The 21,106-nt window shown below is 51.1% G+C and carries 19 protein-coding genes; 16 read left to right on the top strand and 3 right to left on the bottom strand.

Annotated elements, in window-relative coordinates:
* Positions 1-19 precede the first annotated feature (19 nt).
* Positions 20-1,285: a hypothetical protein gene (locus ATY27_RS04910; protein ID WP_208930919.1), complete on the bottom strand. Its 1,266-nt coding sequence runs from the start codon at positions 1,283-1,285 to the stop codon at positions 20-22.
* 179 nt (positions 1,286-1,464) lie between these two features.
* Between ATY27_RS04910 and ATY27_RS04905 the strand changes: the two genes are divergently transcribed.
* The 7 genes from ATY27_RS04905 to ATY27_RS04875 all read left to right on the top strand — a co-directional run bounded on the left by ATY27_RS04905 (position 1,465) and on the right by ATY27_RS04875 (position 7,095).
* Positions 1,465-2,097: a methylamine utilization protein gene (locus ATY27_RS04905; RefSeq protein WP_208930920.1), complete on the top strand. Its 633-nt coding sequence runs from the start codon at positions 1,465-1,467 to the stop codon at positions 2,095-2,097.
* Positions 2,098-2,125: 28 nt separating this feature from the next.
* Entirely contained in the window at positions 2,126-2,623 is a 498-nt protein-coding gene (tpx, locus tag ATY27_RS04900; RefSeq protein WP_208930921.1) for a thiol peroxidase, read from the top strand.
* Positions 2,624-2,915: 292 nt separating this feature from the next.
* Positions 2,916-4,001, top strand: a complete 1,086-nt coding sequence (locus ATY27_RS04895; RefSeq protein WP_208930922.1) for an FAD-binding oxidoreductase — start codon at positions 2,916-2,918, stop codon at positions 3,999-4,001.
* Positions 4,001-5,077 carry an acyl-CoA desaturase gene (locus tag ATY27_RS04890; RefSeq protein ID WP_208930923.1) on the top strand — a complete coding sequence of 359 codons (1,077 nt, stop codon included), beginning with the start codon at positions 4,001-4,003 and terminating at the stop codon, positions 5,075-5,077. The genes ATY27_RS04895 and ATY27_RS04890 overlap by 1 nt, the downstream gene beginning before the upstream one ends.
* Before the next feature lie 63 nt (positions 5,078-5,140).
* Positions 5,141-5,521 (top strand): VOC family protein, encoded by a 381-nt coding sequence (locus ATY27_RS04885; RefSeq protein WP_208930924.1) that lies wholly within the window; start codon positions 5,141-5,143, stop codon positions 5,519-5,521.
* A gap of 98 nt (positions 5,522-5,619) precedes the next feature.
* Complete coding sequence (locus ATY27_RS04880) at positions 5,620-6,066, top strand: hypothetical protein (protein WP_208930925.1); 447 nt, start codon at positions 5,620-5,622, stop codon at positions 6,064-6,066.
* A gap of 228 nt (positions 6,067-6,294) precedes the next feature.
* Positions 6,295-7,095, top strand: coding sequence for a transporter substrate-binding domain-containing protein (locus tag ATY27_RS04875; RefSeq protein WP_208930926.1), 801 nt, complete (start codon positions 6,295-6,297; stop codon positions 7,093-7,095).
* On the opposite strand, the gene mutH is transcribed toward ATY27_RS04875, so the two are convergent.
* Positions 7,092-7,766 carry a DNA mismatch repair endonuclease MutH gene (gene mutH, locus ATY27_RS04870; protein WP_208930927.1) on the bottom strand — a complete coding sequence of 225 codons (675 nt, stop codon included), beginning with the start codon at positions 7,764-7,766 and terminating at the stop codon, positions 7,092-7,094. The two genes, ATY27_RS04875 and mutH, sit on opposite strands and share 4 nt — an antisense overlap.
* A 376-nt stretch (positions 7,767-8,142) precedes the next feature.
* Here mutH and rppH point away from each other — a divergent pair, with 376 nt between their 5' ends.
* From rppH to ATY27_RS04835, 7 genes are all read left to right on the top strand, one after another.
* Complete coding sequence (rppH, locus tag ATY27_RS04865) at positions 8,143-8,643, top strand: RNA pyrophosphohydrolase (protein WP_208930928.1); 501 nt, start codon at positions 8,143-8,145, stop codon at positions 8,641-8,643.
* A gap of 47 nt (positions 8,644-8,690) precedes the next feature.
* Entirely contained in the window at positions 8,691-10,952 is a 2,262-nt protein-coding gene (gene ptsP / locus ATY27_RS04860) for a phosphoenolpyruvate--protein phosphotransferase (protein ID WP_208930929.1), read from the top strand.
* A gap of 58 nt (positions 10,953-11,010) precedes the next feature.
* Complete coding sequence (lgt, locus tag ATY27_RS04855; RefSeq protein WP_244151288.1) at positions 11,011-11,850, top strand: prolipoprotein diacylglyceryl transferase; 840 nt, start codon at positions 11,011-11,013, stop codon at positions 11,848-11,850.
* Positions 11,847-12,680: a thymidylate synthase gene (locus ATY27_RS04850; protein ID WP_208930930.1), complete on the top strand. Its 834-nt coding sequence runs from the start codon at positions 11,847-11,849 to the stop codon at positions 12,678-12,680. The genes lgt and ATY27_RS04850 overlap by 4 nt, the downstream gene beginning before the upstream one ends.
* 205 nt (positions 12,681-12,885) lie before the next feature.
* Positions 12,886-13,398 carry an RNA polymerase sigma factor gene (locus ATY27_RS04845; RefSeq protein ID WP_208930931.1) on the top strand — a complete coding sequence of 171 codons (513 nt, stop codon included), beginning with the start codon at positions 12,886-12,888 and terminating at the stop codon, positions 13,396-13,398.
* Positions 13,388-13,885, top strand: a complete 498-nt coding sequence (locus tag ATY27_RS04840; RefSeq protein WP_208930932.1) for a hypothetical protein — start codon at positions 13,388-13,390, stop codon at positions 13,883-13,885. Before ATY27_RS04845 ends, ATY27_RS04840 begins: the two co-directional genes overlap by 11 nt.
* A 22-nt stretch (positions 13,886-13,907) precedes the next feature.
* Positions 13,908-14,867 carry a DUF4097 family beta strand repeat-containing protein gene (locus ATY27_RS04835; protein ID WP_208930933.1) on the top strand — a complete coding sequence of 320 codons (960 nt, stop codon included), beginning with the start codon at positions 13,908-13,910 and terminating at the stop codon, positions 14,865-14,867.
* Positions 14,868-14,952: 85 nt separating this feature from the next.
* Here ATY27_RS04835 and ATY27_RS04830 read toward each other — a convergent pair whose 3' ends face one another.
* Positions 14,953-16,416 carry an outer membrane protein transport protein gene (locus tag ATY27_RS04830; RefSeq protein ID WP_244151289.1) on the bottom strand — a complete coding sequence of 488 codons (1,464 nt, stop codon included), beginning with the start codon at positions 16,414-16,416 and terminating at the stop codon, positions 14,953-14,955.
* 323 nt (positions 16,417-16,739) lie between these two features.
* On the opposite strand from ATY27_RS04830, the gene ATY27_RS04825 reads away from it, so the two are divergent.
* Positions 16,740-17,807 (top strand): efflux RND transporter periplasmic adaptor subunit, encoded by a 1,068-nt coding sequence (locus tag ATY27_RS04825; RefSeq protein WP_208930934.1) that lies wholly within the window; start codon positions 16,740-16,742, stop codon positions 17,805-17,807.
* A 68-nt stretch (positions 17,808-17,875) separates the two neighbouring features.
* Positions 17,876-21,097, top strand: coding sequence for an efflux RND transporter permease subunit (locus ATY27_RS04820; protein WP_208930935.1), 3,222 nt, complete (start codon positions 17,876-17,878; stop codon positions 21,095-21,097).
* The last annotated feature ends 9 nt before the right edge of the window (positions 21,098-21,106 follow it).

Raw genomic sequence — 21,106 nt, 5'->3', positions numbered from 1 at the left:
CTTGTGTAGACAACAAGCCCTAGTCAAACCGCCAGATCAGACTCAGCTGACTCTGATAAAAATTGCGTTGTAACGGCCAATTATCCCACTGACCACGTGAAGCCTGATGACTGTTCAGCCGGCTGAATTCGCCGAGTACAGTCCACTGTGCCGACAAAGGATATTGCAATGCAACAGTCCAGTTGTGGCCACGGCCGCTATTGTCATCACCCAGGGTCTGGTCGCGATCCCATTGTTGCCAGTGGTCGTAGCGCAGACTGGCCTGCCACAGATCCTGTTGATAATTCAACAAGACAAAAGCAGCGCGATAATCCACCAGCACAGTGTCATAGCCCATTTCGGTATGGCCATCGAGCCATTGGCTGACCAAGCGCCATCTTTCACTCAGTTGTTGTTGCACGGCCAGCTGATTAAAGCGGTTCAGCCAGGCATATTGTCCTTTGACAAATACGGTAGGGTCGGCCTGATTATCATAATGGTAGAGCCTGATTTCCGTATCCTGCTGATACAGATAATGCAGACCGCCATACCAGCCGGTGTGGCCATCGAGTTCCTCAAACGGCTCGACCCAATCGGGCTGAAGTTCCAGTGGAAATCGCCGCAAGCTCGGGTAGTGGGCAAAATCAATCCGGCCACCGATGCGGGTTTGCAGGTTATGCACGGCAAATCCACGCCAGGAAATCAAGGTGCCGAGCGGGTCGTTATCACGAAACGCACCAAGCACCCCTTGCCAGCTGTGGTTGGAGGCAAAACTGCGGCCCGGCCGGCTCAGGCTCAGCTCCAGTGTTTTAGCGCGCAGTTCTTCAGCGTACCAGCTGTTGATTGCCGAAAACGTGCTGGTATAAGGCGAGCTCCAGACGATGTCGGTATTTTCCAGCGACAATGCCGGGTAAAACCAACCGGCGCGGGCTTTCAGCCGGTAGCCGTAAATGGGCAATGGCTGATACTGCAGCCAGGCTTCGGTGATGCCACTGGCTCCGTCCAAGGCTGATTGCTGACTCAGATGCAGCCGGGCGGAAAACGCGCTGTCGCTGTTGATCTGGAGTGCCGCGAGGATTGGTCCTGTGGTCAGCCGGTCATCACTGCTAGCTAATTGCCCGGTACCATGTTGCCACCACGGGCCCAGATTGTTGTTTTGTTCGCTGTGTTGTACCCAGCCAAACTCTGCTTTGGCCTGCAGTTCCAGCCAGGGGGTTAATTCCGCCGTATGGCCGTGATCAACCAGCAGCAATGACGAAGTGATCAGACAAAGCTGTGGAAAGGCGCGATACATCAATCTGCTCATGCTGAGCTCCGGGTAGACATCAAATAATTGGAAACTATAACCTTTGTTGCAGGTATACCGGTAAAAAGCCGGAAAAATTTCCGCACTCGGATAGATTTCAGACTGTTATACTGCCGGCTGAACCAGCTGGTCATCGCTTGCGTACCAGCACCCTGTTGGCGTCTACCCGGAGCGACCAGATGACCTTTCTGAACAAATTGTTGTGTGGTGCCTGTCTGCTGCAGGCAGCCGTGACTGTGGCAGATCCGCTGCAAATCCGCATCACTGATCAGCAGGGTGTGCCACTGGAAGACGCGGTGGCTGAGCTGCAATTACCCAATCCGCCAATACTAAAAACACCGGCTGAACTGGCACAAAAAGATCTGACCTTTGTGCCTTTTGTCTCGGCAGTGCAAAAAGGTACCGCCGTTGAGTTTCCAAATCAGGACAAAACCCGTCACCATGTTTATTCATTTTCACCGGCGAAAGTATTTGAACTGAAGCTATACGCCGGCAAGCCGGAAGCACCGGTTTTGTTTGATAAATCAGGTATTATCGCCATTGGCTGTAATATTCATGATTACATGCAGGCCTATGTCTATGTTGGCGACAGCCCTTATCTGGCGGTCAGCCGGGCTGATGGTTCTGCGCAGTTTGCTGATGTCCCCGCAGGCACCTATCAGCTCAAAGTCTGGCATCCGTGGCAGGACAGTGACGTTGCGCTGCAAGCACTGACATTGCCGGCCACTGGCGCTGTTGAGATTAAACTGCCGGTGACCCGGCAACAAAAACCGCAAAAACCGAAAAAAGGTTTTGGCAATTCATACAACTGAGTGTCACTCGGAAATTTAAGGAATCGATATGGCGACCGTAACGTTAAAAGGAAATCCATTTCAGACAGTTGGTAATCTGCCGGCAGTGGGCAGCCAGGCAGCTGATTTTGTGCTGACAGGTGCAGGTCTGGCCGACGTGTCTCTGGCCGATTTTGCCGGCAGCCGTCTGGTACTGAACATTTTCCCAAGTGTTGATACGCCCACTTGTGCCACTTCAGTGCGCAAATTTAACCAGGCGCTGAGCAGCCTGCAAAACACTAAAGTGTTATGTATCTCTGCTGATCTGCCGTTTGCTCAGGCGCGTTTTTGTGGTGCCGAAGGGCTGGAAGCGGTACAAAACGGTTCAAGTTTCCGGAGCAGCTTCGGTCAGGACTATGGCGTGACATTTGCCGATGGTCCACTGCGTGGCCTGTTATCTCGTGCCGTCGTAGTGATCGACACCGACGGCAAAGTACTGCATACCGAGCAAGTGGCAGAAACGGCAGATGAACCTTCTTATGAAGCTGCGCTGGCTGTGCTGGCCTGATTTCAATGGATTTCAGCAAAAGCAGCCTTCGGGCTGCTTTTTTTATGGCCGAACAGTCCGGCTCAGTCTGCATGCCGGCTGTCGCATCGCAGGACTATTGTGTGATGATTTTCCGCTTAAAACTTACATGTGTACTCTGAAATTAATGTTTATTGAAAATTAAATTCAGTTTTTATTTTTTAAATGCAGTATAAAAACAATGAGTTAAAATCTTAACTGGTTTTACCACTAGTGTTTTTTGCTATTTAAGAGTACAAATGTGCGCTGAAATTAATTGATTCAGTGATTTTTTATGTCTGCTGTTTACCGTCGCATCCACACAGAACTGTGTCAGATGTTATTTCGCCAATCCAGTTTTACCGGCGCCGCCGAACCGCTGATCCAGTGGCTGTTGCCTTGGTTCAATGCCGGGTTTTATGCGGCCAGAGTGCTGCAAATCAAACCTCAGGCCGGTTGTCTGCGGCTAAAGCTGAAAGTGAGTAGATTATTTCCATTATTTACGCCTGGGCAGCACCTGCAATTGCGGGTAAATATCAGCGGCGTACCGACGGAACGGACCTTCAGTATTTGTAGCAGCGTGCAACAATTGCATGACCAGCGTGAAATTGAGCTGGCGGTGAAAATTCAGCCGCAGGGCCGTTTTACCGGCGCGCTGAGTGGCGAATTAACGCCTGGAAACTATGTCCATCTGGGAGCCCCTACTGGCGATTTTGCTTTTTCTCAGGACAGCGCAGCTTGCCTGATCGCAGCCGGCAGTGGTGTCACGCCATTCTTTTCGATGCTGACTTCACTGAGCCGTCTCACGGTACCAGTGCTGTTTGTGTACAGCTATCGCGGTACTGAGCAATTACTGTTTGCTGAACACTGGGCAGCATTGCAGGCAAAGTTTCCATTGTTGCAGTTAGTCCTGTGGGATTCTGCGGTGAGGGGACGGCTGACACCAGAACGCTTATTTGCAGAGCTACAGCCAGAGCTCCACGGTAATTTTCTGTTATGTGGTCCGACCGAGTTTACGCAGGATCTTCGGGCCGCATGTTTGGCGCGAGGTGTCAGTCCAACCCAAGTTATTGCAGAGAGTTTTGGTTTGATCCAGCGCAATGCAGCAACCAGTCAGCCGGTGCGATTAGTGCTGGGTCGGCAACAACATGATTTGGTTGGGCAAGGCTCTATCTTACAGCGGGCGGAACAAAGCGGTCTGGTGTTGCGCTATGGCTGCCGGCGTGGTGTCTGTATGCAGTGCCTGTGTGACAAAAGCAGCGGCGTGGTGCGCAATCTGCTGACCGGTGAGTTATCGGATGCCGGTGCAGGCCGCATTCAACTGTGTATCAGTGAGGCGGTCAGTCCGGTGGAATTAAGTAGCGAAGGGTTAATAGTCTGATGAATCATTCACAAAATCCGCAGCCGGATGCGCTGCAACTCGAATCATTGGCATCGGAGCTTGACCAGTTGTTGCGCCAGGAAAAAAGCCGCCTGGGACACGCCGACGCCCGATATTTGCAGCAACTGATGTTCTGGCAACGCTGTGCGGCGCTGTGTGGCCGGTTGGGGATGCTGCTGTGCTGGTTCAGCTGGTGGTGGTTAGTGCCTTGCGTGCTGTTACTGGCGCTGGCAAAAATACTCGACAATATGGAAATCGGCCATAACGTATTACACGGGCAATATGATTTTCTGCGACATCCGCGGCTAAATTCTCAACAGTATGAATGGGATATTGCCTGTGATGCCAAATCTTGGCAACGCACACACAACTTTGAACATCATACTTATACCAACATTATCGGTCTGGACCGGGACTTTGGTTATGGTCTGCTGCGACTCTCGGCCGATCTGCGCTGGCGCTTACAAAACAGCTGGCAGTTCCTGACGTATCTGGTGTTAAGTACGTTTTTTCAGTGGGGGATCGCTTATCACGAACTGGCCGCACAACGGGTATTTTTCGGTCGGAAAAAAGCGGATCGTCACAGTCAGGTATCTGATCAACAACTAAAATCGGCTTTTTTCACGAAAGCTCGCCGGCAGTTGCTGAAAGATTATCTGATTTATCCGTTGCTGTGCTGGCCGGTGGCGTTGCCGGTACTGCTTGGCAATTTGGCCGCCAATTTGTTGCGGAACTGGTGGACTGCCACGGTGATTTTTTGTGGTCATTTCACCGGGCAAACGCAAGTGTTTCAACCGGCAGATTGCATTGATGAAAGTCGCGGGCACTGGTACTACCGGCAAATTCTCGGCTCGTCCAATTTTACCGGACCGCGCTGGCTGCATATTTTGACCGGCCACCTCAGTTGTCAGATTGAGCATCACCTGTTCCCCGATCTGCCGGCCTGGCGTTATCCGGCCTTGAGTCACGCAGTACAGGCTATTGCACAGCGACACGGCATCCCATACAACAGTGGCAGTTTTGGCCGGCAATATCTGAGTGTACTGCAGCGGATTTTGCGTTATTCCCGCCCTTAATGACTTGACCTGTCTGGCAGAAATGTTCAGGCTGATATTTTGTTCTGACAGACAGGTTTAAATATGACAGCAACTATTAGTGCCCTGAAACAATTGGCTTATGTAGTCTCTGATGTGCCACGGGCTGTGGTCTTTTTTCAGCAATTGGGCCTGCCGCTGTTGTTTCAGCCTGCTGCGCAGCTGGCATTTATGGCGCTTGGACCTGTGCGGTTAATGCTGACGCAACCTCAAGGGGCTGGTCTGGTTGGGCAAAACTCAGTGCTGTATTTGCAGTGTCAGCAGATTGAAGTCGAATATCAGCGCTTACTGGCAGCGGACATTGTCGGTGAAAAGGCGCCGCATTGTGTGGCTCAGATGGGGGATCATGATTTGTGGTTGGCCTTTTTCCGCGATCCTGATGGCAATTTGCTGGCATTGCTGGAAGAAAAGCTGACGAAAATCTGATATTTTCTGGCAAAAATGTCAACTGGTTGCTATTCGCGCGCAAGTCTGGGTACACTCGGTTTGAGAATAACAAAAATATTATAAATCTGAGGCTTAGCTTGAAAAATCTATACTCGGGGTTCCTGCTGGGATTACTGCTGATTAGCTCTAGTCTGTTTTACGGACTGGCCCTGACTAATTCCGATAAAAAATTTCAGCAACAGGCGTCTGTACTGGACGGTACCTGGCGCTTGGTATCTGTACGTCAGTTTGATGCAGCCGGAAAACCACTGCCAGTGTCTGCATCGGCGCAGGCATTGCAATCATTGAAAATTGTGGCAAACCGTCATTTCAGTCGTATTACGACGGCGGACGATGGCAAAGTTATCAGTGCCACCGCCGGCCTGATTGAACTCAGTACTGATTTGTACCGCGAATACACCGGATTTAAACCGGATACCCGCAGCAGTCTGGCTTATCAGTGGCAACTGGAAGAGGGTCTGCTGACACAACGCCGGACCGATAAAGATCAAGTGATTGAAGAGGTCTGGCAACTGGTTGACTGAACATCAGTCCACAGTTGTTTTTAGCACCAGGCCAGCTATTTCCCGAGGTTTTTCCGTGACTTCGTAAATATTTATCTACAGCTTCGGCAGATCAGATGCAAGGTGACGGAAATGCACTAAGCTTGCTCAGAACGAGTCAAATCGACGGGGCAAGTTATGAAATCTTCAGGTTTTGTGTGCTTTATATCCGTGCTTTTCGTCCTTGCAGCATGCGGCCCTCAGGCGCCAATGTCTGCCCAGTCAGAATCCAAACCAGCCAGCAGTTCCACACCAGAAGTCAAAACACCCGCAGCAGTTGCTGCAGCCAATACCGCCGCTCCTGAGGCGGCGCAGTGCCAGTTGAAGCTTGGCTTTGAGGCATGGGAACCTTACCAATACACGGCACTGGATAATAAACCATCTGGTCTTGATATTGAGTTAGTGGAAGCGATAGCGCAGCAAATGGGCTGCAAAATCAACGCACAACAAGGCAGCTGGACTGAATTAATCAGTGCGCTGAAAGCTGGAACTGTCGACTTGTTGCTTGGCGCATCTATCACGCCAGCCCGGCAGGAATATGCGCATTTTTCCGACCCATACCGGCAGGAACAATTTGTGTTGTTTGTCCGTTCTGCGGACGTTGCAGGTTATCCACAAAACTCGTTGGCAGAATTTATTGGTGCCGGTAAAAAAGTGGGCATTATCAGTGAATACTACTACGGCGCTGAGTTTGCGGATTTATACAATCAGGCGGCCTTGAAACAACAGTTTATTGAAGCATCATTGGGTGAACTGAATCTGGCCCGGCTGTTGGATGAGGATATCGATGGCATGCTGGAAGACAGTTTTGTCGGCCATGCGATGCTCAGACGCAAAGGCCTCGACAAACAAATTGGCGCTCATTCTATTTCAATGGGCAATACCGATGTGTTTGTGATGTTCAGCAAAGCCACGGTAAAAGCCGAACAGGTCAGTGCATTTAATCAGGCGTTAGCCGCGATAAAAGCCGATGGCCGCTACAACAGTATCATTCAGCGTTATGTGCATTAAAGACGACTTGTCGCCTGTTGCAGGATTTCACTGGTAAAACTTGTTTTCAGATAAAACCCGCGTGGCAGAGCCTGGACTGGCTCGCCGCCGGGCCCAATTGCCTGAGTCAGTGCTTTGCTGTTGGCACCCTTCGGCCGTAACTGCAGAACCTTACCGTGCGCACCGCGGATTTGGTTAAGGCCACCCAGCGCCAGTAAATCCATCAATTCTTCCCAATCCTGCTGCAGCAACAGTTGTTGCTGTGCGTCGGGTTGCCATAAAAACGCCCGGCCAATCATCCGTTCACCTAATGGAATATCCCGGGCGGCCAGTACAGGGACCCACAGCACATGTTGCAGTTTTCGGCAGACCCAGGAATCCTGCCAGCGCTGCAAAGTTGCGCCTGTCATCGGCGCTACACAGACATAGGTGCTTTCCAGCGGTTTGCCATTGCGGTCGACCGGCAAAGTCTTCAGTTCAACCGCTAAATGCGGGAAGTCGGGTTCGGCCCTGGAACCGGCACTGGCACCCAGGGCAAGTTCCATTAGTTGGCCAACTGTCCCTTTGTCACGACGCAGATCGGCAGGCAAAATTTGCCGCAATTCGTCGGCCAGTTCATTCAGGGTCAGACCCGCCAGCGTATGAGCGCGGTGCAATAATTCAGCAGTGGAAGCAGGGGGAGAAGGGCGCATATCAAAATCCGTGTATCACTCTGAACACACTAACATTTTCATGCGGATCTTTCTGGCGAATTTATCAGCAATCCAACTTATGCACAGAGTAGTGCGACTTCTAATGTAAAAAAAAGCGACCTAAATGCATGAAAAGTAATGTATTTTAATATCGTAAATCTCTGGTTTTATCGTGGCGTGATGAGTTATTCAGGGATAAGAACATGGATATACACAGTTATATGCACAGTCTCTGTGTAAAAGTGCACAGAGGCATACTGTATAAATGCCAAGTTGTGGATAACTCGAGTCGCGACAGACTGAAATTCAGTTTGCTGTCCCTGTCACTTTGTGAAAGAATCAGGGTAACGCTGTTGTAAACAAGCCAGAGGTTTGTGTGATCGATGCCGAAGGCTTTCGGGCCAACGTCGGTATAGTGATTTGTAATCACCAGGGACAGGTGTTTTGGGCTCGCAGATACGGACAGCATTCATGGCAGTACCCGCAAGGTGGCATTGATGACGGCGAAACGCCAGAACAAGCGATGTATCGGGAACTCCATGAAGAAGTTGGATTAACCGCGGCAGATGTAGAAATAGTGGCAACCACCAAACATTGGTTGCGCTATAAACTGCCGAAGCGTTTGATCCGACGGGATTCAAACCCGGTGTGTATCGGGCAAAAACAAAAATGGTTTTTGCTGCGGTTAACCTGCCGGGATGAAGATGTCAATCTGTTGAAAACCACGCATCCTGAATTCGATGACTGGCGTTGGGTCAGTTATTGGTACCCGGTGCGGCAAGTTGTGGCTTTTAAACGGGAAGTTTACCGGAAAGTCATGAAAGAGTTTGCCCCAATCGCTTTACCTTTTGTTCGACGGGAAGTTAAAAAGAAATAAACAAATGCCAGCCTGTGGCTGGCATTTGTTGTTATGTGAGGTCAGACATGCTCAGCCAGTTGCGACGCATCGTGCAGGACGTAGCTCAGGAGCCTTCGCTGGACAGCGCTTTGGCCGGTTTGGTCCGCAACGTGAAACACGCGCTGCGCACCGAATGCTGCTCGGTTTACCTCGCTGATTACGAACAACAACATTTTATGCTGATGGCTACTGACGGACTGAATCCGGATGCGATCGGCAAAGTCTCCATCGGTTTTTCTGAAGGTCTGATCGGCTGGGTTGGCCAGCGCGAAGAGCCGATTAATCTGGCGCAGGCCCATCTGCATCCACGCTTTAAAGTTACTCCCGAAGTTTCTGAAGACTGTTTCTCCGCTTTTTTAGGTTGCCCGATTATCCATCACCGCAAAGTTCTGGGTGTACTGACCATACAGCAATCCGATTCGCGCATTTTTAATGAAGATGAAGAGTCGTTCCTCGTGACATTGGGAGTGCAGCTGGCGTCTGTGCTGGTTAACGCGGAAATGCGCAAAGTGTCGGCCGGCACCTCATCGTCGCAGCAAAACAGTCAGATGCAAGGCTTGATCGGTGCGCCGGGTATTGCGATTGGTGAAGGTTATATTCTGCAACCAGCCAGTGATTTTGATGCGATTTCGCTGAAACACAGTGACGATCCGGAAAAAGAACTAAACCGGTTTTACCGGGCGGTCAAAGTCACCAAAGCCGAGTTTAATCGCCTTGCCGAGCGGATGAGCGGGCATTTACCTGCCGATGCGCTGGCTATTTTTGATGTCTACCATCAGTTGCTGGACGCTGCCAGTCTTGGCAATGAAATAGAAGCACAAATCAAACTCGGCTGGTGTGCCAAGAGTGCGCTGAAGCTGGTCGTCGAGCGCTTTGCCCGCCAGTTTGATGATATGGACGACCCTTATCTGCGTGAACGTGGTACTGATATTCGTGATTTGGGACAGCGGGTGTTGAACCACTTGCTGGAAACTGAACAACGTCAGCACCGTCTGCCAGCGCAAGTCGTGCTGGTCGCCGAAAATGTCACAGCGTCGATGCTGGCTGAAATTCCGCGGGCACAACTGGTCGCGATCGTGTCATTAAAAGGCTCGGTGAACTCTCACGCTGCGATTATGGCGCGCGCGTTGGGTATTCCTGCCGTGATGGGCGTTGACGAGTTGCCTTTAATGCAATGGCAAGGTCAGCGCCTGATTGTCGATGGTTATCAGGGCCACATTCTGGTGTCACCGGCTGACGCGATTTGTCAGGAATATCGTCAGCTGATTACCAAAGATGCAGAGCTGAGCGCCCGCTATCAGTCAGAATTACATCTGCCGGCGCAAAGCAGTTGTGGTCAGAATTTCAGTCTGATGGTGAATTCGGGCCTTGCGATTGAAATTGAAACGACGCAGTCGGAATTCACCAACGGCGTCGGTCTGTATCGGACTGAATTTCCTTTTATTATGCGTAGTCGTTTCCCGACCGAGCTGGAACAGGTTGAGCTTTATCGCAAAGTGTTTCAGGGCTACCCGGGTAAATCCGTAGTGATGCGGACCTTGGACGTCGGTGGGGACAAACCGTTGCCGTATTTTCCAATCTCAGAGGAAAATCCGTTTTTAGGCTGGCGCGGGATCAGGCTGACACTCGATCATCCGGAAATTTTCCTGGTGCAAATCCGCGCCATGCTCAAAGCAAACATCGGTTACAACAGTCTGCATATTTTATTGCCGATGATTTCTGATCTGGCTGAAGTAGACGAATCGTTGCGGTTGATCCGGCAGGCCTGGTTTGAGGTCGACGACGAGTTTAATGGTGAGAATATCGTCGCTAAACCGAAAGTCGGTGTGATGATTGAAGTGCCGTCCATCATGTTTCAGCTGCCTGAACTGGCACGAAAAGTCGATTTTTGTTCGGTCGGTACCAACGATTTAACCCAGTACCTGCTGGCGGTTGATCGAAATAATCCGCGCGTCGGTAATTTATACGATGCGATGCATCCAGCGGTATTACGGGCACTGAATCAGTTAGGCCAACAAGCACATGGTTTGCAGTTTCCGATCAGTATCTGTGGCGAGCTTGGCGGTGAGCCGCTGGGCGTGTTGACGCTGGCAGCGATGGGCTTTAACAGTTTTAGTATGAACCACAGCAATCTGGCGAAAATCAAATGGTTATTGCGCCGGATTGATTTAGCCGAACTGCGGTTGTTGTTGCCGGACGTGCTGGCCTGCCAGTCGCCAAAACAGGTCAGAGTGCTGGTACAACGTTTTCTTGATCAGAAACAGCTGTTGAATCAGTTACGCGCCTGATCGGCTGCAATGCTAGATCCGGCACAAAGCCCTTGGCTTTCGCGCCGGTTCTCGTATCATGTGGCCTTTATTTTTTTATCTGCTGACGAGTTGTCCAATGTCGCCATCTTATCTGGTATTCCCACAAATTGACCCGGTGATTTTCAGCCTGGGTCCGCTCAGTATCCGTTGGTACGGGCTGATGTATCTGATTGCTTTTGTTATGGCCAATTATCTGGCCAACCGTGCTGCCGATAAGCCGAACTCAGGCTGGACGCGGGATCAGGTCAGCGATCTGATGTTTTATGGCTTCCTCGGCGTCGTGCTGGGTGGCCGCGTCGGTTACGTGCTGTTTTACAATTTCGGCGAGTTTCTGGCAGACCCCCTGTATCTGTTCCGCACCTGGGAAGGCGGCATGTCGTTTCACGGCGGTGTGCTGGGCGTGCTGACCGCGATGTGGCTGCTAAGCCGGAAATTCAACAAAAGTTATCTGCAACTTGGTGATTTTGTTGTCGTGTTGCTGCCACTGGGTCTTGGCGCCGGTCGGATTGGTAACTTTATTAATGGTGAATTGTGGGGCCGCACTGCAGAGGTGCCCTGGGCTATGTTATTTCCGGGCGCGGGCCCTTTACCGCGTCACCCGAGTCAGCTGTATGAGTTCTTCTTTGAAGGCATAGTGCTGTTTTTATTGTTGGTATGGTACAAAAAACGCAATCCGCCGGCTGGCAATGTCGGTGGTCTGTTCCTGTTGGGTTATGGCACCTTCCGTTTTGGCATTGAGTTTTTCCGCGAGCCGGATGCGCATCTTGGTATCCTCAGCCTTGGCATGTCGATGGGGCAGTGGCTCTGTATGCCGATGATCCTCAGTGGTATTGCCTTGATTGTCTGGGGTTATCGCCGCGAAGGGAGCAAAGCATGAAACAGTACCTGGATTTGATGCGCCATGTGCTGGAGCAGGGGCACCGGAAAACAGACCGTACCGGTACCGGCACTATTAGTGTGTTTGGTTATCAGATGCGCTTTAATCTGGCCGAAGGTTTCCCATTGGTCACGACCAAAAAGTGCCATCTGAAATCGATAATTCATGAGCTGCTGTGGTTTTTGCAGGGCGATACCAATATCGGTTATCTGAAAGCCAACGGCGTGTCGATTTGGGATGGCTGGGCCACTGACGAAGGTGAACTCGGCCCGGTCTATGGTGCGCAGTGGCGCAGCTGGCAAGGTGCCGATGGCCAGGTGATCGACCAGATCAGTCAACTGATTACTGATATCAAACGCACCCCGGATTCGCGCCGGCTGATCGTCAGCGCCTGGAATCCGGCGCTGTTACCGGATACGCAGTTCTCACCGCGCGAAAACGCAGCGCAGGGCAAACAGGCGCTGCCACCTTGCCATACGTTGTTCCAGTTTTATGTCAATGACGGCAAATTGTCTTGTCAGCTGTATCAGCGCAGCGCAGATATTTTCCTCGGCGTGCCATTTAACATCGCCAGCTACGCCTTGCTGACTTTGATGGTGGCTCAGGTCTGTGACCTGACCCCCGGTGATTTTATCCATACCTTTGGTGATGCGCATCTGTATCTGAATCACCTAGAACAGGTCGAAACGCAACTGAGCCGGACGCCATATCCATTGCCCCAGATGAAGCTGAATCCGGCAGTGAAAGACATTTTTGCCTTTTCCTTTGCCGATTTTGAACTGCAAGACTATCAGGCTCATCCGCATATCAAAGCGCCAGTGGCGATCTAGCGCAGTTAAAGCCTTAGTGCGGTAGTTCATTGTTTTCCAGCAGAGCCGGTGTTAAACCGGCTTTTTTACAGCAAAAAACGGCTCTGAACGGCTGAATATCCGCACGATGGTTTTATTTCATTATTTTTAGCCAGTGCTTTAAACCATTGGCAACAGCCTTGCGACTACACTGACAACAACAACTTAAGATGGAAATTGCATCCCGATGCAGCAACAGGTGGAAACCTGGGTTAATCAGGCAAAAAAAGGTGATCAACAAGCTTTTTATCAGTTGTATCATCAATTTAAAGGAAGGGTTTATGCAATCTGCCTGCGCTTGCTGGCCGATCGCGGCCAAGCCGAAGATGCCACTCAGGAAGCATTCGTGCGGGCCTGGCAGCAACTCCCGGGATTTCGCGGCGACAGCAGCTTTTCGACCTGGTTACACAGTATCAGTAGTCGCACCGCTGTCGATTTATGGCGAAAAAACAAAGTTATGCGATTAGTTGTTGATGAGGAACCGGAAGAGCAGGGTTATCTCGATGTGCCGGAAATGCCGCAGTTAGAGCAGGCAATTTTGCGGCTACCGGCTCAGGCCCGCGCCGTTTTTGTGTTATTCGCGCTGGAAGGTTATCAGCACAATGAAATTGCTGAAATGCTCGGCATCGCCGAAGGCAGCAGTAAAGCCCAATATCACCGGGCAAGACAGTTATTACGGAGTTGGTTAGATGAAAACTGAGCAGCAGTTAGATGCACTGATTTCACAGTTAGCGCCAGAGCTGGAACCGTCACGCGATTTATGGCCAGAACTGTCACAGCGACTGGCGCCGCGCCGTCAACCGGTTTACCGCAATTGGCTGGGGGTTGCCGCAGCGGCAGTGCTGACACTGTGGTTTTGGCCACAGCAACCGGTAACCGAACCGAAGTTGAGCTTCGAAAACGTTGAAACAACCGATGACAGCGGGTTGCTACTGGCGGTCAGCCAGCAGCTACAACAGCAACTGAACGCTGAACAAACCCGTCAGCTGAAAGGGTTACAACAAGTACCGGAAGGTTTTTCTGACTGGTCAAGGCAACTGTTAATCTGGGACAAGGCCCAGGGGCAGATTGAGCTGGCATTACAGTTCCAGCCGGATGACCAGAAATTAATTCAACAATTACAAAGACTTCAACAACAACAACTTAACTACATTGCCAAACTGGTAAAAACCAGCGAACTGACTTAGGAGTAAGACCATGGATCTATCAATGAAACAACAATTGAAACTGACAGTGCTGGCGCTGGCCTTATTACAGGCACCTGCCTGGGCTGCCGGCGAGGCGATCGACCAAAGCCGCAACGTCAGTGCCACTGAGAAAATTGAAATTGAAAATATGCGCGGTGAAGTGCGGATCATCGCCGTCAAAGGCAACAAATTCAGCGTCAAAGGTACACTGGACGAAAAAGCTGAAGGCTATGAGCTGACCTCAGAGAAAGGCGTCACCCGTTTTCAGGTCAAGATGCCACGCACTATGTATAGCGGCTGGAATTCGGAGAAACAGGAAGGTTCAGATTTGACGATTGAAGTGCCGGTTGGCAGTGAGCTGAAATTCAGCGGCGTCAATGCCAATGTCAGCGCCGTTGGTGTAGAGGGCGGCGCCAGGCTGACCACAGTCAACGGGTCGGTCAGTGGCGAGAAACTCAAAGGCGATATCGTGCTGGAAACCGTCAATGGTCAAATCAATAGTGTCGACAATGCCGGTCGGTTACATCTGACCACTGTCAACGGTGAAATCAACGATAAAGGCTCGAGCGGATCGCTGGAAGTAGAGTCTGTTAATGGTGAGATCTCTGCGCAAAGCAGCGCCCGTGAAGTTGAACTGGAAGTCGTGAACGGCGAAGGCAAGCTGGACCTGAACGGTACTGAGCGGCTGGAATTCAGTAGCGTCAATGGCGAGATCCGTGCGGTACTGAAAAACAGTAAGCAACCGAAAGTATCTGCCAGCAGCGTCAGCGGTGCCAGCCGCCTGACCCTGGATGCTGACGTCAGTGCGCGGTTTGACCTGGAAGCCAGTGCCGGCGGCGATATTGACAATGGCCTGACTGCCGACAAACCAACCCGCGCCAAATATGGCCCACGCCGTCATCTGGAGTTCAGTACCGGCAGCGGCGAAGGTAATATTGAGATCTCAACGGTGTCCGGTGAAATTGAACTGAAGAAAAACTAAACCGACTTCGTTCAGCCCGCATTGTTGCTGCAGGCGTGTCGTTAAGCAAGACCCACCACAGGTGGGTCTTTTACTTTGTGTTTCTTTAATAGCGATAGTTCAGCTGCATGCCCAATAACCAGGCTTCATTATTAAAATGCGCATTCAGACCTGATTTATACAACGCGACTTCCTGCACATTGTATTCGCGTTCCCGTATATTCAATGCGTCCATCCACATCCAACCGGCGGCCAAATCTAACGTCCAGTGGGCTGATAACTGCTGGTTCATACCGATGGTCCACCAGATGCGATCAGTGGTCGGCACCCGTGCCGTGCGATGTGATTGTTCGATCGGATTTTCGTCAAACGCCAGCCCGGTTTTCAGTGTGCGATCGCTTTGGATTTGCCAACTCAGGCCCACCGCGGCTGAAACACTGTCACGCCAGTGTTCCGGAATATAGCCAATATAACCGGCTTGATTCAGGTTCTGTGGTTGTTGGGTGGACAATGAAATGGACGGGGCAGTATCACGGCTGATGATGTCAATCGAGCGGAAATCACTCCACAGCGTCCAGCTCAGACTGGCTTGCCACGACCATTCGGGACTGAGCTGCTGATCAAGACTCAGTGCCAGGCTGGCAGGTGTGGTCAAAGCCAGTTCACTCGCTTCGGTTGCCAACGGATTGATGGCGAGTTTTCCGGTTTGTTTGCTGATGGCAGGTAATGTCGGGCCTACCACGATAAAATTACTATTACCGGCAACTTGCGCGCCTGTAACGGGCGTGTTGCTGATCACAGAATCGCCTTGCAGATTAAAACGGATAGCACTGTGATATGCCAGCGCGACGCGAAGGTCAGGGTTTAACTCACCATGCAGGCCCAAGCTGTAACCGAGCGCCAAATCATCCCCAGTTACCGAGTAATGGCTCTGACAAACCATTGGATTGTAAACGTCGGCTTTGTACAGTTGATTGATACCTGCGCCCAGATCACATAAACCATTATGATCTTTAAATTTCGACAAAGTGCCTTCCGCCTGATTCAGGCTGAGGCCCAGGCCCACAGACCATCGTTCGGTCAGTTTGTAACCGGCTACTGCAGATAATGCCAGCACTTCTATTGCAGTTTCATCGGCGAAATATCGACCGGCCCAATCGTCCTGATAATCGGCCGACAAGCCAAATGGTACATAAAAACCGGCGCCAAGCGATAACCGGTCGTCCACCGGCGTGCTGTAAAACACAAAAGGCACCAATTCATTCAAACTATTCTGACCATTGGCACGACCAACTACTGCAGAGCCAGCAGCACTTTGTGCACTGACCTGATTGTATTTGGTTTCGGCATGGATCAAATCTATTCCACCAGCCCATTGCGCCGCTGATAATTCTGTAATAGCAGCCGGGTTAGAATAGACCAATGTGGCATCGGTGATTTGCGCGCCCCGGCCGGCATACGCATTGCCCATGGCACTGACGGACTGCTCAAAAAGTTTATAGCCTTCGGCCTGGATAAGCTGACTGTAACAAACTGCGGAGATCAAAACGGCAAGACTGGATTTTTTCATCAGGACATCAAACTCTGTGAATGGAAAAGATTTCTGGACGGACCAGTTGTAAAGGCGCCGCAGTATAAGGCGATTCACCGGCGTGGCATAGCGGAACGTATCGCAGAAAAGTGTGATTAGTCGCAAGCGGCATTTGAGCTAAACGACTAATAAGTAGCGGAATTTACTATCGTGTCGAAACATTTTGTTGCAACTGTACCAGTTGAATGCTGTATATCTTAATGATTTTAAAGCATAAAATTCATGATATCGGACATGGCACGACAGCTGCAAACTGCCAGCATCACAGTTTAAAAATTTGACCACCAGGCAAGGAACTCAACATGAACAATATCTCTCAACTTTCCAAAGCAATGTCGCTGGTATTATTGACCTCGACGTTGCTGCTCAGCGGCTGCGAATCTGCCAACAGCAGTCCGGATACCGAGAAAAAGGACATCGTGGTCAGTATCCCGGTGGAAGCGGCCAAAGTCAGCCGTGGTGAAATCAGCAGCACCTACCGCACAACCTCTACCTTAGAAGCCAAAGCCGATGCTGAAGTGAACAGTAAAGCCACGGGCATTGTGCAAACCCTGTTGGTGGAAGAGGGGGATCATGTACAGGCCGGTCAGGTGCTGGCGACTTTAGATACCGAACGTCAGCAACTGGCGCTGGCAAAAGGCAAAGCGGACTTAGGTCAGCTGAAAAGTGAATTAGAACGTGTAGAGAAAATGCACCAGCGCAAACTGGTCAGCACCGATGTCTATGACAAATTGAAATGGCAGGTTGAATCGCTCGATGCTTCAGTGCGGATGCAGGAACTGGCGCTGCGTGATACCAAAATCATCGCGCCAATTAGCGGTGTGATTGCCCGTCGGTACGCCAAAGTTGGTCAGCTGATTACAGAGTTTTCATCCAAAGCCCTGTTCCATGTAGTGTCACAGCAATATCTTGAAGCAGTGATTAATCTGCCTGAACATCAGTTGACCCGTGCCAAAGTTGGCCAGACCGCATATCTGAACTTCGCCGGCCTGCCGCAGTTACAGGCAAAGATTATCCGCATCTCCCCAGTTGTTGATGCAACCACTGGTACTGCCCGGGTCACCATCGGTGTGCAAAACGATGACTTAAGCCTCAAAGCCGGTATGTTTGCCCAAATTGAACTGCAATACGACACGAAAGCTGCCGCTTTATTAGTGCCAAAACGGGCGGTGCTGGCGATGGATAACAGTAGTTCAGTGTTTGTGGTCAAAGATGGCAAAGTGCTGCGTAAAGCCGTAAAAACCGGTTACGAAAACGATGCCATGATTGAAATTACCGACGGTATCACCGAAGGTGAAGAAGTAGTGACGGCAGGTCAGGCTAGCCTGAAAGATGCCAGCAACGTCACTGTGATCGCCAGCAACAGCTGATTCAGACCACACGGGAAGCGGCTCCGCTTCCCGTCCTTCCAATAAAAAAATACAACAGGAATGTGCTTATGAAACTGGTCAATGTCGCGGTGGCCCGTCCGGTCACGATTTGGATGTTTACCCTGGGGATCATGTTGTTTGGTCTGGTGGCGATGTCGCGTTTAGCGGTCAATCTGCTGCCGGATTTGTCTTATCCAACTTTAACAATCCGCACCGAATACGCTGGTGCGGCACCGGCGGAAGTCGAGCAGCTGGTCAGTAAACCAATTGAAGAAACCGTTGGTATTGTCAAAGGCATCCGCAAAGTCGAATCGGTATCCCGTGCCGGCCGCTCCGACGTTATTATGGAATTCGACTGGGGTACCGACATGGACCTGGCTGGTCTGGAAGTGCGGGAAAAACTCGATGTTTTGTTGTTACCGCTGGATATCAAAAAACCACTGCTGCTGCGCTTTAATCCAAATCTGGATCCGATTTTACGCTTAGCACTGACCCGTACCGACGCGCCGGACGGGCTGTCAAGCGCACAGCAAGTAGCCCTTCGCACCTTTGCGGAAGAAGATTTACGCCGTCGTCTGGAATCGCTGACTGGTGTTGCGGCAGTGCGGCCGGATGGTGGCCTGACCCAGGAAATTCAGGTACTGATCGACAATGAAAAGCTGGCGCAGCTGAAACTGGATATTAAAACCGTCAATGCCCGCCTGACAGAGCAGAACATTAACCAGTCTGGCGGCCGACTCGAAACTGCGGCACATGATTATCTGGTCAGAACCATTAACCAATTCGCCACGCTGGATGAAATGCGCAACCTGTATATCGCCACTGTTAATGGCAGCCATGTCCGTTTGTCGGACATCGCTGAAGTTCGCGATGCCTTTGTTGACCGCAACAGTATTACCTATGTGAACGGCAAAGAAGCGATTGAAATTGCCATTTATAAAGAAGGTGATGCCAACACAGTACAAGTGGCGAAAACATTGTTGGGGCGGCTGGACGACCTGAAGAAGAATTTACCGACTGGCTACGAACTGACGCTGGTGTATGACCAGTCGACTTTTATCAGTGATGCGATTAACGAAGTGAAAACCTCGGCCTGGCAAGGTGGTTTACTGGCGATGCTGGTGATCTATCTGTTCCTTCGCAATGTCTGGACCACACTGGTCATTTCTATTTCAATTCCGTTGTCGGTGATTGCCACTTTTAATCTGATGCACAGTCAGGGTATTAGTCTGAACATCATGAGCCTGGGCGGTATTGCGCTGGCAATTGGTATGCTGGTGGATAATGCCATTGTGGTGTTGGAAAACATCTCCCGTTATCGTGAACAGGGTATGGCGCCATTGGAAGCTGCGAAAAAAGGTGCCAGCGAAGTGTCAATGGCGATCACCGCCTCGACATTAACGACTGTCGCAGTGTTTTTTCCGCTGGTATTTGTCGAAGGGGTGGCTGGCCAACTGTTTAAAGATCAGGCGTTGACCGTCACTTATGCCTTGCTGGCTTCGTTATTGGTGGCACTGACGCTGATCCCGGCGATGGCCGCTCGTGAACGGGTTGGCGCGGCTGAATCGGCAGCAGCTGCTACCGAGGAGAAGCCAGCCACAGTGAAAAACTGGAAATACCGGCTGGCGTTGCCACTGCGGTTAATTGGTCGCTTGCTGACTGCAGTGATCTCAGGTTTTATCACGCTATGGACCCTGATTTGGCGTTTGTTGTGTAAGGTTTGCAGTTTAGTATTCGGCCCGTTAGTGAATGGCGTGCAGCATTTTATTGTATTACTGGAACGGGGTTACCGCCGGGTATTGTCTGCCTTGTTACAGGCGCGCGCCATGACCATGACTGTAACTCTGGCTGTCACTCTGGCTTGTTATGCCTTAGTCCCACGGCTTGGCTTTGACGTGATCCCGACCATGAGTCAGGGCGAGTTCTATGTCGAGCTGCACTTGCCGGTAGGTACGGCGATTGAGCATACCGACAAAGCACTGAAACAGCTGTCAGCGGCAGCCGCGAAAGAACCGCAAGTTGAGCGTACTTATGCCCAGGCCGGTACCGGTCAGCAAATGACGGTTGACCCAAGTATCGGCGGCAGTCATTGGGGCCGGTTAAACATTGTTTTAAAAACCGGATCTACCGCGGCAGACGAACAACGTGTGATGCAGGCAATGCGGGATACGGTGGCCGCTATGCCGGAAGTGACAGCAAAAATTGATACACCGGAATTGTTCAGCTTCTCGACGCCACTGGAAATTGAGCTGGCGGGTCACGATCTTGGCAGTTTAAAAACAGCGTCAGAGCAAATTGCGCGGGCGCTGGAAGCGCAAGATCGTTTTACTGATATCAAATCCAGCTTGCGGGCCGGTCAGCCGGAGATCACTTTGCATTTTGATCATGCACGCTTGTCGCAACTTGGTATGACAGCTTCTGACGTAGCAAAACGAGTCGCGAATTACGTCGGTGGTGAGGTTGCCGGTCAATTCAGTATCCAGGATCGCAAAGTCGATATCCGGGTGCGCCTCGCCGAGCAATACCGTAATTCTGAACAGGAACTGGCACAGATCATTATCAATCCGGGTAGCGCATCACCATTACCACTGTCGGCAGTCGCGAATATCAGCCGTGAAATAGGTCCGAGCGAAATCACCCGCATTGGTCAACAACGGGTTGCCGTGATCAGTGCCAATCTCGCTTATGGTGACCTTGAGCAGGCAACGCAAAGCGCCCGTCAGGTCTTAAACAGCCAGCAGTGGCCCTATGGCGTGACAGCGACGCTGGTCGGCCAGAGTGAAGAAATGGAACGCTCGTACAATTCACTGATGGTGGCTTTAGCGCTGGCCGTATTCCTGGTGTATCTGGTGATGGCGTCCCAGTTTGAAAACCTGTTACAGCCGATGCTGATCCTGTTCACCGTGCCTTTGGCTGGTGCTGGCGCTGTGCTTGGCTTATGGCTGACAGATACCCGCATCTCGGTGATAGTCTTTATCGGTTTCATTATGCTGGCTGGTATCGTGGTAAATAACGCCATCGTGTTAATTGACCGCATCAACCAGTTACGTACTGAGGGCTGGGCATTAGCGGACGCAATTATTGAATCCGGTGGCACCCGTTTACGTCCGGTGTTGATGACGACACTAACCACTGTACTGGGATTATTGCCAATGGTGTTTGGCGGCGAAGGTGCTGAATTACGCGCGCCAATGGCGATCACCGTAATTTTTGGTTTGTCTCTGTCAACGCTGCTGACGTTGTTTTTTATCCCGGTGATTTATCACCTGACCGCCCGTAAAACGGTCTGAGGAGTAACC

Source organism: Rheinheimera sp. F8, from assembly GCF_001518915.1.
The sequence above is the reverse complement of the archived record's forward strand: the minus strand, read 5'-3'. Positions and strand labels throughout refer to the sequence as shown.

What these genes read in the sequence shown, in the direction of transcription:
- ATY27_RS04910 (WP_208930919.1), bottom strand. Translation starts at nt 1,285, where the DNA reads ATGAGCAGATTGATGTATCGCGCCTTTCCACAGCTTTGTCTGATCACT.
- ATY27_RS04905 (WP_208930920.1), top strand. Translation starts at nt 1,465, where the DNA reads ATGACCTTTCTGAACAAATTGTTGTGTGGTGCCTGTCTGCTGCAGGCA.
- tpx (WP_208930921.1), top strand. Translation starts at nt 2,126, where the DNA reads ATGGCGACCGTAACGTTAAAAGGAAATCCATTTCAGACAGTTGGTAAT.
- ATY27_RS04895 (WP_208930922.1), top strand. Translation starts at nt 2,916, where the DNA reads ATGTCTGCTGTTTACCGTCGCATCCACACAGAACTGTGTCAGATGTTA.
- ATY27_RS04890 (WP_208930923.1), top strand. Translation starts at nt 4,001, where the DNA reads ATGAATCATTCACAAAATCCGCAGCCGGATGCGCTGCAACTCGAATCA.
- ATY27_RS04885 (WP_208930924.1), top strand. Translation starts at nt 5,141, where the DNA reads ATGACAGCAACTATTAGTGCCCTGAAACAATTGGCTTATGTAGTCTCT.
- ATY27_RS04875 (WP_208930926.1), top strand. Translation starts at nt 6,295, where the DNA reads ATGTCTGCCCAGTCAGAATCCAAACCAGCCAGCAGTTCCACACCAGAA.
- mutH (WP_208930927.1), bottom strand. Translation starts at nt 7,766, where the DNA reads ATGCGCCCTTCTCCCCCTGCTTCCACTGCTGAATTATTGCACCGCGCT.
- ptsP (WP_208930929.1), top strand. Translation starts at nt 8,691, where the DNA reads ATGCTCAGCCAGTTGCGACGCATCGTGCAGGACGTAGCTCAGGAGCCT.
- lgt (WP_244151288.1), top strand. Translation starts at nt 11,011, where the DNA reads ATGTGGCCTTTATTTTTTTATCTGCTGACGAGTTGTCCAATGTCGCCA.
- ATY27_RS04850 (WP_208930930.1), top strand. Translation starts at nt 11,847, where the DNA reads ATGAAACAGTACCTGGATTTGATGCGCCATGTGCTGGAGCAGGGGCAC.
- ATY27_RS04845 (WP_208930931.1), top strand. Translation starts at nt 12,886, where the DNA reads ATGCAGCAACAGGTGGAAACCTGGGTTAATCAGGCAAAAAAAGGTGAT.
- ATY27_RS04840 (WP_208930932.1), top strand. Translation starts at nt 13,388, where the DNA reads ATGAAAACTGAGCAGCAGTTAGATGCACTGATTTCACAGTTAGCGCCA.
- ATY27_RS04835 (WP_208930933.1), top strand. Translation starts at nt 13,908, where the DNA reads ATGAAACAACAATTGAAACTGACAGTGCTGGCGCTGGCCTTATTACAG.
- ATY27_RS04830 (WP_244151289.1), bottom strand. Translation starts at nt 16,416, where the DNA reads ATGAAAAAATCCAGTCTTGCCGTTTTGATCTCCGCAGTTTGTTACAGT.
- ATY27_RS04825 (WP_208930934.1), top strand. Translation starts at nt 16,740, where the DNA reads ATGAACAATATCTCTCAACTTTCCAAAGCAATGTCGCTGGTATTATTG.
- ATY27_RS04820 (WP_208930935.1), top strand. Translation starts at nt 17,876, where the DNA reads ATGAAACTGGTCAATGTCGCGGTGGCCCGTCCGGTCACGATTTGGATG.